This is a genomic window from Rhodococcus sp. MPR-R1B (assembly GCF_058793255.1).
Genome location: NZ_JBXAFO010000005.1, coordinates 283,408 through 297,868, shown reverse-complemented (window position 1 = coordinate 297,868; position 14,461 = coordinate 283,408). Strand labels below are relative to the sequence as shown.

General features: G+C 63.8%; 12 protein-coding genes. 7 read left to right on the top strand and 5 right to left on the bottom strand.

Annotation, left to right across the window (positions count from 1 at the left end; all coding sequences use genetic code 11):
* The first annotated feature begins 65 nt into the window (after positions 1-65).
* Positions 66-839, top strand: coding sequence for a VOC family protein (locus AC1Q61_RS10335; RefSeq protein ID WP_042920224.1), 774 nt, complete (start codon positions 66-68; stop codon positions 837-839).
* Positions 840-974: 135 nt separating this feature from the next.
* Positions 975-2,129, top strand: coding sequence for an alkaline phosphatase family protein (locus tag AC1Q61_RS10330; RefSeq protein WP_042452555.1), 1,155 nt, complete (start codon positions 975-977; stop codon positions 2,127-2,129).
* Here the strand turns inward: AC1Q61_RS10330 and murJ are convergent.
* From murJ to AC1Q61_RS10310, 4 genes are all read right to left on the bottom strand, one after another.
* Entirely contained in the window at positions 2,115-3,731 is a 1,617-nt protein-coding gene (gene murJ, locus AC1Q61_RS10325; protein WP_252194256.1) for a murein biosynthesis integral membrane protein MurJ, read from the bottom strand. The two genes, AC1Q61_RS10330 and murJ, sit on opposite strands and share 15 nt — an antisense overlap.
* A gap of 97 nt (positions 3,732-3,828) precedes the next feature.
* On the bottom strand, positions 3,829-4,857 hold the full coding sequence (locus AC1Q61_RS10320) for a beta-ketoacyl-ACP synthase III (RefSeq protein WP_003945837.1): 1,029 nt from the start codon (positions 4,855-4,857) through the stop codon (positions 3,829-3,831).
* A 161-nt stretch (positions 4,858-5,018) separates the two neighbouring features.
* Positions 5,019-5,660 carry a response regulator transcription factor gene (locus AC1Q61_RS10315; protein WP_003945784.1) on the bottom strand — a complete coding sequence of 214 codons (642 nt, stop codon included), beginning with the start codon at positions 5,658-5,660 and terminating at the stop codon, positions 5,019-5,021.
* Positions 5,648-6,886, bottom strand: coding sequence for a sensor histidine kinase (locus tag AC1Q61_RS10310; RefSeq protein WP_223304493.1), 1,239 nt, complete (start codon positions 6,884-6,886; stop codon positions 5,648-5,650). The genes AC1Q61_RS10315 and AC1Q61_RS10310 overlap by 13 nt, the downstream gene beginning before the upstream one ends.
* 109 nt (positions 6,887-6,995) lie before the next feature.
* On the opposite strand from AC1Q61_RS10310, the gene AC1Q61_RS10305 reads away from it, so the two are divergent.
* From AC1Q61_RS10305 to AC1Q61_RS10290, 4 genes are all read left to right on the top strand, one after another.
* On the top strand, positions 6,996-7,778 hold the full coding sequence (locus tag AC1Q61_RS10305) for an ABC transporter ATP-binding protein (protein ID WP_051649487.1): 783 nt from the start codon (positions 6,996-6,998) through the stop codon (positions 7,776-7,778).
* The gene (locus AC1Q61_RS10300; RefSeq protein WP_215515673.1) at positions 7,778-10,261 is read left to right on the top strand and encodes an FtsX-like permease family protein; all 2,484 of its coding nucleotides are present in this window, start codon (positions 7,778-7,780) and stop codon (positions 10,259-10,261) included. Before AC1Q61_RS10305 ends, AC1Q61_RS10300 begins: the two co-directional genes overlap by 1 nt.
* 21 nt (positions 10,262-10,282) lie before the next feature.
* Positions 10,283-10,915, top strand: coding sequence for a class I SAM-dependent methyltransferase (locus AC1Q61_RS10295; protein ID WP_007734580.1), 633 nt, complete (start codon positions 10,283-10,285; stop codon positions 10,913-10,915).
* Positions 10,916-11,004: 89 nt separating this feature from the next.
* Positions 11,005-12,840 carry an acyl-CoA dehydrogenase gene (locus AC1Q61_RS10290; RefSeq protein ID WP_007734578.1) on the top strand — a complete coding sequence of 612 codons (1,836 nt, stop codon included), beginning with the start codon at positions 11,005-11,007 and terminating at the stop codon, positions 12,838-12,840.
* 85 nt (positions 12,841-12,925) lie between these two features.
* Here the strand turns inward: AC1Q61_RS10290 and AC1Q61_RS10285 are convergent, their stop codons facing one another.
* Positions 12,926-13,555 (bottom strand): hypothetical protein, encoded by a 630-nt coding sequence (locus AC1Q61_RS10285; protein ID WP_308251812.1) that lies wholly within the window; start codon positions 13,553-13,555, stop codon positions 12,926-12,928.
* Positions 13,556-13,734: 179 nt separating this feature from the next.
* Between AC1Q61_RS10285 and AC1Q61_RS10280 the strand changes: the two genes are divergently transcribed.
* Complete coding sequence (locus AC1Q61_RS10280; RefSeq protein WP_007734574.1) at positions 13,735-14,457, top strand: ATP-binding cassette domain-containing protein; 723 nt, start codon at positions 13,735-13,737, stop codon at positions 14,455-14,457.
* Positions 14,458-14,461 lie beyond the last annotated feature (4 nt).

Below are 14,461 nucleotides of genomic sequence, written 5' to 3'. Positions count from 1 at the left end.
TTCCTCGGCCAAGCATTTCCGCGTCCCCTGCTTGTGTATCCGTTTCGGTTAAGGAGAGTTTTCAGATGCCCGCACGCACAGCGCTCGACGGAACACCCTGTTGGATCGACCTCACCAGCTCCGACACCGAGGTTGCCAAATCCTTCTACACCAACGTGTTCGGCTGGCAGGCTGACACAAACGACGACCCGCAGTACGGCGGCTACGCGATCTTCAGCAAAGACGGGCAGCCCATCGCCGGGCTCGGACCCCAGCAGGAGGGAAACCCCTACGGCAACGTGTGGACCACCTACATCTCCTCGACTGATGCGGCAGCGTCGGCGTCCAAGGCCCAAGCCTCGGGCGGAACGATCATGATGCAGTCGATGCAGGTCGGTCCTCAGGGCAGCATGGCGATCGTGGGCGATCCGGCCGGTGCCGTCGTCGGCATCTGGCAGGCAGATCAGCACCACGGCTTCGGTTTGGTCGGCGAGGCCGGAGCGCCGGTCTGGCACGAGACCTTGTCCAAGAACTACGCCGCGGTCCTGCCGTTCTACACCGACGTGTTCGGCTGGACTTACGAGTCGATCGGTGACAGCGACGAGTTCCGGTACTCACAGGCCAAGCAGGGCGACACCGTCGTCGCCGGTTTGATGGATGCCAGCTCGTTCCTCCCGGCAGAGGCGCCGTCGTTCTGGCAGGTGTACTTCGGGGCGGACGACACCGATGCGGCCGTCGCCAAGGTCGTCGAATTCGGCGGCAGCGTCTTGCGCGATCCCGAGGACACGCCCTTCGGTCGTCTCGCGTCGGTGGCCGATCCACTAGGTGCCAAGTTCCAGATCTCCACGATCATGGAATGACTCTCCGCGCGGAGGCCGCACCGGTCCGCGGTCTCTGCGCGCTGATCATCTGGAAAGTCCGGATTTGACCGCACAGATTTGAACACTCGCCCAGAAGGTATGCAGTTTTCTGCGTCCAACGCCTAATCTCATGGGATGCCCGCCCCCGCCCCTCTCCTCGATGTGTACTCGCAGCCGACTCTGTCGACGCTTGCGCCGTCGGTACTCGCTTCTCTCGGAGTGAGCGGCGAAGCGAACCGTCTCGATCTACAGCCCAGCAAGAAGACCGTAATTCTGCTGGTAGACGGGATGGGCGCGAACTTGCTCGCCCGCAACGCCGAACACGCACCATTCCTGAATTCACTGATCGGAACGCCCATCCGGGCAGGCTTCCCCACGACGACGGCCACCAGCATCGTCTCACTGGGGACCGGTCTGCCTTCGGGAGCGCACGGCATCACCGGCTACCAGTCCTACGTCGAAGAAGCCGATTCGGTGTTCAACTGGCTGGGTTGGCACAGCGCGGGCAAGAAGGAATCTCAGACCGACTCCATCGTCCCGGAAACCCTGCAGCCGCAGGCCACGACGTTCGATCGCGCCGCCGCAGCCGGCATCACCGTTACAACCGTCGTACCGTCGAAGTTCGACGGCAGCGGCCTCACCCGTGCCGGGATGCGCGGTGCCCAGTTCGCCGGAATCCAGGCATACGGAGACCTCCTCGCTCGCACCGTGGCGGCGTCGAAATCTGCCGACCGCACGTTCACGTACTGCTACATCAGCGAGATCGATGCACTCGGCCACGTCTACGGACCCGAGTCCGAGCCGTGGATCTTCCAACTGATGCTGGTCGATCGACTGGTCGAGCAACTCGCCGCGGCTCTCGGCCCGGACGTGAGATTGCTGGTGACGGCAGACCACGGAATGGTCGACGTGTCGGACGAGAACAAGATCGACTTCGACAACACTCCAATTCTGTCCAAAGATGTACTCGCTCTTGCCGGTGAACCTAGATGTCGTCACATCCACACCCGAGAAGGCGCTGCACAAGATGTTGCGGACCGCTGGCGCGCCGAACTGGGTGACCGCATGTGGATCGGGACGAGGTCCGAGGGCATAGTCGCAGGATTGTTCGGGCCTGCAGTGCATTCCGAGTATCACGGCCGGATCGGTGATGTCATCGCCATTGCGTCCGGGGACGTGGCCGTCGTACGTCGATCTGTCGAATCGGGACTGTCCGGCCTCCGTGGACAGCACGGCGCCCTCACTCCGGACGAACTGCTGGTACCGCTCTTGTCCTCAGGACAGCAGTAGGGTTCGCGCCCGGCGAATCTCGGGAACACCGACGACCTTGCATGCACCCAACAGGACGACGGCACCGACGGCCGCACCCGCCGACAATGAAATAACAGCAGCAAGCCTGGGCTCGGGAACTCGGTTCTGAACCGCCACCACCAAAGCGAGCGCACAACCACCTGCCAGAATTGCCGCCGCCGAAATCCTTCCGACGGTGGCCTGCACGCGACGGAATCCCAACAGCCCGTATCGCTTTCGAAGAAGGATGTGGCCGAGTACCGCTCCACACACGTAGGAGAACGAGCCGGCGGCACAGACGGCCAGGACCAGCCTTTCGTCACTCGCCGACAGTGACGCAAGAAGGACGAGCGCAGTCTTGGCGACCACCATCACCAGGGCGATCAGCGCGGGAGTTCGGGTGTTGTTGTCGGCGTAGAACACTCGCAGCTGAAGCATGACCATCGCAAAGGGCACCAGCCCGAATGCACTGACCGCAACGGCCGTCCCGATCAACCGGGCACTGCTGCCGTCGACCCGGCCGAAGAAGATCAAGGTGGTCAACGAGGGACCGAACACCATGAGCGCCACAGTCACCGGGATCAGCGCCACCACAGAATACCGGGCTCCCCGGCCGAGATCGGATACGACGCCGACGTCGTCACCCGCAGCAACCGACCTGGCGATCCGCGGCATCAGCACCGTCAGCAACGACACACCGAGAATGCCGTACGCCACTTGAAACAGCAGATCCGCGTGCGTGTACATCGAGTAGACGTGACGGGAGAGAGTGACCTTCATCGTCACCCACACACCGATCTGGCCGGCAACGACGTACACAAGTACCCAGCCGAGCAACGGCGCCCCGACGCGCACCGGGCGCCAGGTGTGCGGTACGACCCGCACGCGAAGGCGCCACCGAAACCCGTTGCGGTGCAGCGCTCGAGCAACGACGGCGGTTTGCGCCACGATCCCGAGCAGAGTGCCGATACCGATCACCAGAACCTGCGCGGTGGTCATCGACTCGGGAGTCAGAGCCACCGGTCCCGGGATACACAGGAAGACCGCGACCGTCACCAGAAGGACGACGTTGTTGATCACCGGCGCCCAGGCCGGCGCGCCGAACACCGATCGAACGCTGAGCACAGCCGTCATCATCGCCGTGACGCCGTAGAAGAAGATCTCCGGAAGAAGCAAGTACGCGAAGAGCGTCGTGAGCTCTCGTTGAGCCGGATCATCGATCACGGCCGAGACCAGAGGCGGCGCGCACACCACGGCCACTACCGTCACGAGCGCAAGAGCCAGCGCTCCGACGGTGAGAACGCGCTGCGTCTGCTCTCGTTCGAGCGTCCGCCCACGGCTCCGTTGCCGCGTCAGATACGGAAGCAGGACGCTGGCGAGAATCCCGCCGAGGAGGAGCTGATAGACCATGTTCGGGAAGCTGTTTGCCGCGTTGTACGCATCACTGACCAGGGCGATGCCGAGGACCGCGGCAAGGGCAAGGGTGCGGACGAAGCCGGTGATCCGACTGACCGTGCTGGCGAGCGCCACTTGCCCACCCATCTTTGCCAAGCTGCCGCCCGTCACACCATTACGTTCGGACTCCCCCACGTTCTCGACCATCTCGCCAGAGTGCCACATCGCAGACGTTCGACGATCCGGACGGAAACGGAAGGGCGCCCCGAACCGTGGGTTCGAGGCGCCCTTGCGAAAGGAACAATCAGGCGGATTCTGCTCCAGCCAACGGCGGCATGACGACAACCTGACCGGCGAAGGACAGGCCCGCACCGAAGGCGAGAAGCAATGCCTTGTCGCCCGGCTTGCACTGGCCGTCGCGCAGCATCTGCTCCATGGCGAGCGGGATCGAGGCCGCGGACGTGTTGCCCGTCTCGGCGATGTCGTTGGAGACGGGGAAGCCCTCGGGCAGCTTCATGCTGCGAGCGATGACCTCGTTGATGCGCTGGTTTGCCTGGTGCGGCACAAAAGCGTCGATGTCCTCGATACCCAGCCCCGACTTCTCCAGGGTGCGAGTGGCGACCTTGCCCATCTCGAAGGCAGCCCAGCGGAACACCGCGGTGCCGGCCATCTTGATCCACGGCCGAGGTCCGGTCGGGTTCTTGGTGTAGTCGAGCCAGCTGGGCTCCTGAACGATGGCGTCGGACTGGCTGCCGTCCGAACCCCACTCGACCGGGCCGATTCCGACGGTGTCGCTCGGGCCGACGACAACTGCGCCTGCGCCGTCACCGAAGATGAAGCGAACGCTGCGATCGGTGGGCTCGGTGGCCTCGCTCATCAACTCGACGCCGACGACGAGTACGTGATCAACCGTGCCACCGCGAACGAGATCGCTGGCCACTGCAAGAGCGGTACAGAAACCGGCGCAGCCTGCCGCGACGTCGAATGCAGCCGGACCCTTGATGCCGAGCTCGTGGGCGACGATGGACGCAGCCTGGGGAGTCTGCAGGTCCCACGTCGACGTCGCGATGATCACGGCACCGATCTGCTCGGGTGCAATGCCGCTGACGTCCAGTGCTTTACGGGCAGCGCTGATCGACATCGCGAGGATGCCTTCACCTTCGCCGGAGAACCGGCGCGACTTGATACCCGATCGCGTCTGGATCCACTCGTCGGTGGAATCGATCAGCTCGCAGATCTCGTCGTTGGTCACGACTCGCTCCGGGCGGTGAACGCCGAGCCCGAGAAGGACGGACTGCCGACCTCCGGCCACACTGGCAATCGGCTTACCCATTGATCGATCTCCTCGTTGGTTTCTGGTGATGACGCGCATTCGACATCACACGTTACGTACAGGACATAAGCCCCTGCCTCTCAGGTCACCGTTCGATCACGGCAACAACATGAGGCTGGCTCACATTACGCTTCGGTCAGGTATGTAGTCCAGATCCATGATCAGGCGCGCAAATGAGCTAGAACTGCCAAAACACGACGATGCCCGCTTTCGGAAGCCGACAGGCCGAGTTTTGCGAAGATATTTCCTATGTGCTTGCTCACAGCAGTGTCGCTGACGACCAGTTTCCTGGCGATTTCCTGATTTCCCAACCCCTCCGCCATCAGTCCGAGAACTTCGGACTCGCGTGGAGTCAGCGATCTGATCGGATCGTCGGCGCGTCGACGGCTCATCAGTTGGGATACGACCTCGGGATCCATCACCGTTCCACCGTCGACGACCCGGTTCAATGCGTCGACGAACTCGGCTACCTTCCCGACTCGTTCCTTGAGCAGGTACCCGACCCCGCCAGCGCCTCCTGCCAACAATTCACCGGCGTAACGATCCTCGACGTAAGCGGAAAGGACCAGGACGGGAAAGCCCGGGCGAAGCTTGCGCACCTCGATCGCCGCTCGAAGTCCTTCGTTGGTGAAAGTAGGAGGCATCCGGACGTCGAGCACCGCGGCGTCGGGGGCGGTCTCCTCGAACACCGTGAGGAACTGCGCGGCGTCGGAGACAGCAGACACCTCGAAGCCCTCTCCACGGAGCAGCAGGGCCAGCCCCTCTCGCAGGAGAGCGTCGTCCTCGGCAATCAGAATCCGCACGGTAGTTCCACCCTCATCGTTGTCGGTCCACCCTCCGGGCTCTCCAATACTGCGGTTCCTTCGAAAGCCTCGACCCGGCGTCGAATACCCGCCACGCCGCCGCCCGGGCGTTCGTTCGCGCCGCCGTGACCGTCGTCGATCACGTCGATGAGCATCGTCTCACCCGACGAGTCGTCCGACGTCTCCGTCCGTGCCGTGACGGTGACCCTGCGGGCTCCGCTGTGTTTTGCGACGTTGGTCAAGGCCTCGGCGACGACGAAGTACGCAGCAGCCTCGACGGCAGCCGGGGCACGGCGGAGCTCGTCGATCTCGAGTACGCAGGGCACGGCGGAGCGCCCGGCGAGCGCCGAGATCGCGCCCTCCAGACCCAACTCGTCGAGGATCGGCGGGTAGATGTCGTGCACCAACGTCCGGAGTTCGCTCAACGCCTCGGTGGCCGCATCCTGGGCCCGATGCAGTTGTGGCAGAGCCTGGTCCGGATTGTTCTGCAACGACCGCTCGGCCATCCCCAACATCATCACCACCGCGACCAGACGGTTCTGCGCTCCGTCGTGCAGATCCCGCTCGATGCGCTTGAGTTCGGCCGAATGCGCGTCGAGCGCCGCAGCGCGGCTGGCCGTCAGGGCGGTGACGCGCTTCGAGAGGTCCGAACGCGTATCCGGCGCAAGCAAAGTCGTGGTCGACCAGCTGATCCATTTCGCCATCGCGGGGATCAACCACCACGCGATCAGGAAGTACAGGATGCCGATCAACGGCATTCCGGCAGCGCCCAGCCACGACGTCACGGGGTACGGATTGTTGACGGGTTCACCGGCGGGCATCTGCTGCCAGTACAGCGGGACTGCAATCGCATTGAGCGCACCGAGTGGCAGAGCAATGGTCAGCATCGCCGCGACGAAAGCACCCAGACCATGAATCGACAACCAGGCCGCGTCGCGCCTCGTCGACTGATCGGTGAGGAACCGGCTCCAGTCCCCGAATGTCGGATTGCTGGGCATCGGTGGGTATCGCTGCAGAACAGGGCGTCCGGTGTACGCAGCGGTGCGTTTGCGAGCCAGGCCGGCCCACCACCGGAGCACTCGCACGTACGACGGCAACAGCAACCAGCCGACGATCAGAATCGAGAGCGACAACAGAATGAGACCGACCATCAGAAAGAACAGGGAAACCACAGCTGCCGCGCCCTCGACGAGCACGTACACCGCAGCCCTGGTTCTCTTCTTCACTGCCCCAGCATGCCGCACCACACCGCACGATCCACTACAGCTGGCTACACCATTGATTCGGGACTCTGCTGGATGTCGACGAATGGCGAATCTCCATAGCGTTCTTCCCATGAAGAATCGACACTCGGTCCTCGCCCCGCCGGCTCCTGGTGCCACGGGAGCTCGAACATCTGCCGTGCGACTCGAAGGGGTCAGCAAGGTCTACGGCAACGGCCGCGGCGCCGTGACCGCCCTCGACAACGTCAGCCTCACTCTGCCGCGCAGCACCTTCACCGCAGTGATGGGCCCGTCCGGATCAGGTAAGAGCACTTTCCTGCACTGCGCCGCGGGCCTCGACCGACCGAGCAGCGGATCGGTGTGGCTGGGCGACACCGAAATTTCACAACTGAAGCCGAAGGCCCGCAGCATCTTCCGTCGCGATCACATCGGTTTCGTCTTCCAGGCCTACAACCTGCTCGGCGCTCTCGACGTCGAGCAGAACGTCACGCTCCCCCTACTCCTCGCCGGGCGACGAGCCGACAAGCAGTACCTGACCTTCGTCCTGGAATCCGTCGGACTCGGATCACACCGAAAGCGCAAACCCTCCGAACTGTCCGGCGGTCAGCAGCAACGCGTCGCAATCGCGCGCGCCCTCGTCACTCACCCCGACGCACTCTTTGCCGACGAACCGACCGGCGCCCTCGACTCCCGTAGCGCCAAGCAGGTTCTGGAGTTGTTGCGCCGGACAGCCGCCGAGTTCGATCAGACCATCGTCATGGTCACGCACGACCCGGTGGCCGCGTCGTACGCCGATCGTGTGCTGTTCCTCGCCGACGGGAAACTTGTCGGGCACATCGACCGCCCGACCCCGCAGCAGATCGCCGAGCGCATGACACACCTCGGGGACTGGTGATGATGAAAGCGCACACCTTTGCGCACCTGAAAGCGCATCGCTCCGGTTTCGTCGCCGTGTTCGTCTCCGTATTCTGCGCAGCGCTCCTCACCTGCGGTCTGGGTGTGCTGCTGGAATCGGGAGTGCGAGGCGGTGTCTCACCACATCTCTACGCCGGTGCCGACGCCATCGTGAGTGCGCCACAGGCGCTCGAGGTCAAGGAAGACGCCGATCAGCCCTTTGCCGAGCGAGTTCTCCTCGCCGGCGATACGGTCCGCAAGCTCGACGCACTCGATGTCACCGTGGTTCCCGACATCTCCGTCCCCGTCAGCACCGCCGAGGGCGTCGTACTCGATGCACATCCTTGGGAAACAGCACAATTGGCGCCGTACTCGCTCATCGAGGGGCGCGCTCCGCAGAGCCGCGACGAGGTGGTCTCGACCACGGGCGCCGCGCTCGGCGAGCGAATCACGCTGGCTCACGGCGCGGTAACGGACGAGTACACCGTCGTCGGCACAGCTGATTCGGCTTCGGTGCCGTCACCCGACCGTCCGGCACTCGTCTTCCTCTACGACGCAGAGGCCGAACGGTTGTGGCCGCACCAGAACGCTGTCACCGCAGTCGGATTGATCGCTCCCGAAGGCGTCAACGCCGCCGCTCTCGCTCGCGACGCACTCGCCGGATCCGGTGCGGAGGTCTCGACCGGCACCGCACGCGGAGGCATCGAATTCCTCGACGCCGGTGCTGCGCGGACGCAGTTGATCGTGCTCTGCGCGTCGTTTGCCGGTCTCGCGTTGATGGTCAGTATGTTCGTCGTTTCCAGCACGCTGTCGCTCTCGATCAACGCCAGACGCCGAGAGTTCGCTCTGCTGCGGGCAATCGGAGCCACCACGCGACAAGTGCACGTCATGATCGGACGTGAAGTGCTGCTCGTTGCTGCTGCGGCGGCAGCTCTCGGCGCGGTGCCCGGATACCTGCTCGCCCGAGTGCTGGGCGCACAGTTCGCCGACGCCGGTGTCATGCCCACCGATTTCGCGCTGGCCTACAGCCCGCTTCCGGCGATCGCAGCTTTCCTGATCTGCGTACTCACTGCCCGCGCGGCAGCGGCGATCGCGGCACGACGACCGGCGAAGCTCGACCCCGTCGAAGCGCTTCGCGAATCCGAAAGCGGCCCGGCGAAACTGAGCCGCGGACGCATCGTCACCGGGCTGATCTTCGGCGCCGCCGGCCTCAGCGCCTGCGTCCTCCCTGCTTTCCTGCCCGGCAGCGTGGCGGCCGCTGGAGCCGGTTCGAGCGCACTGTTGTTGATCTTCTCGGTCGCGCTGCTCGGCCCCTTGTTGGTGCGCGGCATCATCAAGGTGATCGGCGGTCCGCTGCGCTGCAGTGGGTCGGCGTCCAAAGTTCTCGCTGCCGCCAACGCCGAATCCAATTCGAGACGGCTCTCGTCGGCGGTTGTTCCGTTGGCTCTCGCAATCGCGCTCGGCTCGGTGCAGTTCTTCAGCCAGAGCACCGTCGCCGCCGAGGCGACCAACCAGTCGATCAAGGGCGTCACCGCCGACCTGATCGTCGGCGCACCAGCCGGTATCGCTCCCTCGCTCCTCGAGTCGATCGCATCGGTGCCCGGAGTGAGTGCGGCAAACCCGGTGGTCCGCAGTCAAGTCCTCCCGGTACCCAGCGGTGAGGAAGGCGGCTCAGCCGACAGCGCGATCGCGGCCCAGGGCATCGACGCCGCCAGCGCCGACGCGACCCTCGATCTCGCGGTGACCGAGGGCGACCTCAGCGCTCTGACCGGCGATACCGTTGCCGTGAGCGAAGACGGCGCCTTCACCCTCGGAGCCAAGGTAGGCCAGCGCGTCGACCTCTATCTGGGTGACGGAACACTGGTACATCCCATGGTCGTCGCAAAATATGGTCGCGGCCTCGGATTCGGGGACGTGACCATGCCGATCGAGACTTTGCGTCAGCACTCCACCGACGCTCTGATCGACACCGTTCTGGTTGCTGCCGAACCCGGACGGTCGGCCGAAGTCCAGCAGTCGTTGCGCTCGTTCCCCTCGATCGCCGCGATGAACCAGGACCAGTTCGGGGCCGCGGGCGAAGATCAGCGTCGTATGCAGTCGTGGGTCAGCATCCTCGCCGTCCTCGTCCTGCTCGGCTATCTCGCAGTCGCAGTCGTGAACACCCTGGTCGCCGCCACTGCCGAGCGTTCCCGCGAGTTCGCGCTCCTTCAACTGGTGGGCTCGCGGACGAGGCAGGTCCGAGCAATGATGCGCATCGAGTCGTTGATGGTGGTGGGAATCGCCATCGTGGTCGGATCACTGATCGCCCTGCCGCCTCTGATGGGCATTGCCGTAGCGGTGTCCGGGCAGCCGATCCCGGCGATTTCACCGGCGATCTACGGTTCCATCGTCGCGGTGACCGCTGTTCTGGGATTTGTCTCCATCGCGATCCCGACGCGCGCCGCTCTACGCAAGAACCCGATGGACGGAGTGCGTAACCACTGAGTGGCACTACCGTCGTCATCTATGGATGCGGCGGCCTGGGACAAGAAGTACGAAGAAACCGAGCTCGTCTGGGGCGCTCCTCCCAACGAACTGCTGGTGGAATACGCGACGGCCCTCCCCCACGGCCAGGCACTGGACCTGGCGTGCGGCGAGGGCCGTAACGCGTTGTGGCTCGCGACCCGCGGTTGGGAGGTCACCGGGATCGACTACTCGGCCGTCGCGATCGAGAAAGCCCGCACGATCGCGGCCCGCTCGCCCCGATCGGTTCTCGACCGGCTCGACTACCGATGCGGCGACGTCACCGTCGCGGATTACGCCTCGAGGAACGGGCAGGGATACGACTTGGCCCTGCTTCTTTACCTTCATCTGCCCGCACCACAACGCACCCTGGTTGTGAACCGTGCCATAAATTCTCTGAAACCTGACGGAATCCTCATGATTTTGGGTCACGACCGAAGCAACATCGACTACGGCGTCGGCGGGCCGCAAGATCCCGAAATCCTTTACACACCAGAAGAATTGATGCAGGAGTTCCGCGGAAAGCTCGAGTTCGAGATCGCCGGAAATCCCCACAGGCACACCGAAACGGGAATCGCGGTCGACGCGCTTGTCATCGGACGCAAATCCGGTGTTGGCAATGCAAAGAACGGCTAGTAACATGTATTAAGTTACCGACGAGTAATAAACTTCGGGCGGTACTAGGAGTGCTGGACCGCACCACCTCACTGGGAGAAGCAGAAGACATGGGCCATTACAAGAGCAACGTTCGGGACCTGGAGTTCAACCTCTTCGAGGTTCTCGGACTGGAGAAGCCACTGAGCGAAGGCGCTTGGGGCGACCTGGATGCCGACACTGTCCGCAACATGCTGGCAGAGGTCGCACGCCTGGCCGAGGGACCGCTTGGCGAATCTTTCGCCGATGCGGACCGCAACCCCCCTGTCTTCGATCCCGAGACGCACACCGTTGCACTTCCGGAATCCTTCAAGAAGTCGTTCAAGGCTCTGTGGGATGCCGAGTGGTACCGCATGGGATTGAGCGAAGAGGTCGGCGGCGTGCCGGTTCCCCGCTCCGTCGTGTGGGCCATCGGTGAGCTGATCCTGGGCGCACAGCCTGCAGCGCACATGTACCAGGCCGGACCCGCCTTCGCGGACGTGCTGTTCAACAACGGCACCGAAGAGCAGAAGAAGTGGGCCGCCACCATCGTCGAACGAGGATGGGGCGCCACGATGGTCCTCACCGAGCCCGACGCCGGCTCCGACGTCGGTGCCGGACGCACCAAGGCGATCAAGCAGGACGACGGCTCCTGGCACATCGAGGGCGTCAAGCGCTTCATCACCTCGGCCGACTCGGACGACCTGTTCGAGAACATCTTCCACCTCGTTCTCGCTCGCCCCGAAGGCGCCGGACCGGGCACCAAGGGCCTGAGCCTGTTCTTCGTCCCGAAGACGCACTTCAACTTCGAGACCGAAGAGTTCGGCGAGCGTAACGGTGTCTTCGTCACCAACGTCGAGCACAAGATGGGCCTGAAGGTCTCCGCCACGTGTGAGGTCACCTTCGGCGGCCACGGCATCCCCGCACAGGGCTGGCTGGTCGGCGAGGTCCACAACGGCATCGCCCAGATGTTCGACGTCATCGAGCACGCTCGAATGATGGTCGGCACCAAGGCAATCGCCACCCTCTCCACCGGTTACCTCAACGCTCTCGATTACGCCAAGCAGCGCGTGCAGGGCGCAGACCTGACCCAGATGACCAACAAGGCAGCACCGCGCGTGACCATCACGCACCACCCCGACGTGCGTCGTAGCCTGGCAATGCAGAAGGCATACGCCGAAGGCCTGCGCGCGGTGTACCTCTACACCGCAGCTCACCAGGACGAGGTTGTCGCCCAGCTCGTCTCGGGCGCAGACAAGGACACCGCGTTCCGCGTCAACGACCTGCTGCTCCCGATCGTCAAGGGCGTCGGCTCCGAGCGTGCGTACCAGTACCTGACGGACAGCCTGCAGACCCTCGGTGGCTCCGGCTTCCTGCAGGACTACCCGATCGAGCAGTACATCCGCGACTCCAAGATCGACTCGCTGTACGAAGGCACGACGGCCATCCAGGCTCAGGACTTCTTCTTCCGCAAGATCGCTCGTGACCGCGGCGTCGCGCTCGCTCACGTTGCCGGACAGATCAAGACCTTCATCGACAGCGAAGCCGGCAACGGTCGTCTGAAGGCGGAGCGCGCACTGCTCGCCACCGCACTCGAAGACGTCCAGGCCATGGCCGCCACGCTCACCGGCTTCCTCATGGGAGCTCAGGAGCAGCCCACCGAGCTGTACAAGGTCGGCCTCGGCTCCGTCCGCTTCCTGATGTCCGTCGGCGACCTGCTCATCGGCTGGCAGCTGCTCCGCCAGTCCGAGATCGCTCTCGCAGCACTCGACAACGGCGCTTCCGACAAGGACAAGGGCTTCTACGAGGGCAAGGTCGCCATCGCTTCCTTCTTCGCCAAGAACGTCCTGCCCGAGCTCACCGCTTCACGCGAGATCATCGCGAACACCGAGAACGACATCATGGAGATCGACGAAGCAGCATTCTGATTCGTTCCTGATTCATGAAAAGTGCCGGTCCCGAGAACGTTTCGGGGCCGGCATTTTCATGCTCAGCAGTCCATGGAATCCGAGGTCATCTGCGCTCGACGGTCGGACAACTGATCTGTGCGGACAGTACGGACGTCGTCGGTTGTTCGCCGGGCCGTGCCGCCCTTCCCACCAGGGAAAGCGCCACGCGCCTGCGGTCCGGAGAACTGACGATTTCGATGGAATTGTCGACGCCGCCACCGAAGGACACGAACTGTCCGCTCTGATCCGAGAACATCATCGTCGCCCCGGACTGACCTGGTTCCGGTTTTTCGTTCACGTAGACCTGCAACTGGAAATCACGCCCCGGATATTCGCCGCCGCCGTCGTACTCGTAAAAGGAACTGGTGTGCACCTCGTAGGCCCACTGGCGGTGACCGGCGGGCAGCGAATCCGCCCAGTTGTGCTCGAAACACGTGACGGATCCGGGCAGCGAGACATTGGCTGCGCCGCTCCACCCACCGGACAGGGTGATGGCTCCGTACGGCGCTGCTTCGGACTCGTGCCGATCGGAAGGCAAGGGCGGAACGGTCACGGGTCCGACATTGCGACCGGTGAACTCGAAAAGCCTCTCGCTCGACACGAACGGGGGCGACTCGCGCTCACCGGCACAGGAGACAACCGACAGGGTGGCCATGACCAGCACCGCGCACATACCGCGCCTACGAACCGGCACCTCGACTCCCCCGTTCCGTTTCCAACAGAATACATACCGTTCGGTCTTCAAGTTGTCGAACGTGTCCGACACATCCCATTCATGGGACCGCTCGCCCGCTACCGATGTGATTGGGTGAGCACGAACGTCCACTGAACCAGCACTCGGTTCTTTCGCAGGCCGAGTAGATCAACAGACAGGTGATCATCGTGGTCGCACCAGAGCACGCACAACCCGATTACGCCCCTGACCTGGCATTGACCGCCACGGACTTGGCGCTCGACGGCCCATGGGGGCCGGTGTTCGGACCCGTCAATCTCGAGATTCGTGCGGGCGGTGTGACCATCCTCGAAGGCTCGGCCGGTTCAGGACGTACGTCCTTACTTCTGACACTCAGCGGACGAATGAAAGCCAGTTCCGGCTCACTGTCCGTCTTCGGTCGAACGCGTCCCCGCGAGATCTTCGAGATCGCCGGGGTCGCCGGGTTCGAGGACATCGACGAGCTTGCCGAATCCGTCACCGTCCGCGATCTGATCACCGAACAAATTCGCTGGGATGCGCCCTGGTACAAGCTCATCGGACGCGCCGGAGACCGCGAACTCGAAGCGGTGTGCGCTCCCGTCTTCGGCGATCATCCGTTACCTGCGCTCGGCCGGTACGTCAGCGATCTCGGGGAACTCGAGGCGATCCTGCTGCGTATCGCCGTCGCGAACACGAAAAAGCCGGCCCTGCTTGTCGTCGACGATCTCGAACAGGTGCGGCGCGACTCCGAACGCGCATACCTCGTCGAGCGACTCGTCGAGATGGGGAGCTACCAGACCATCATCGCGTCGACCGTCAACCCGCTGCCAGACGGATCACCCATCGATGCCGTCACCCTGCTCCAAGAAGTCACCAATCCCGACCAAGAAGGGGCGAGGTAACCGC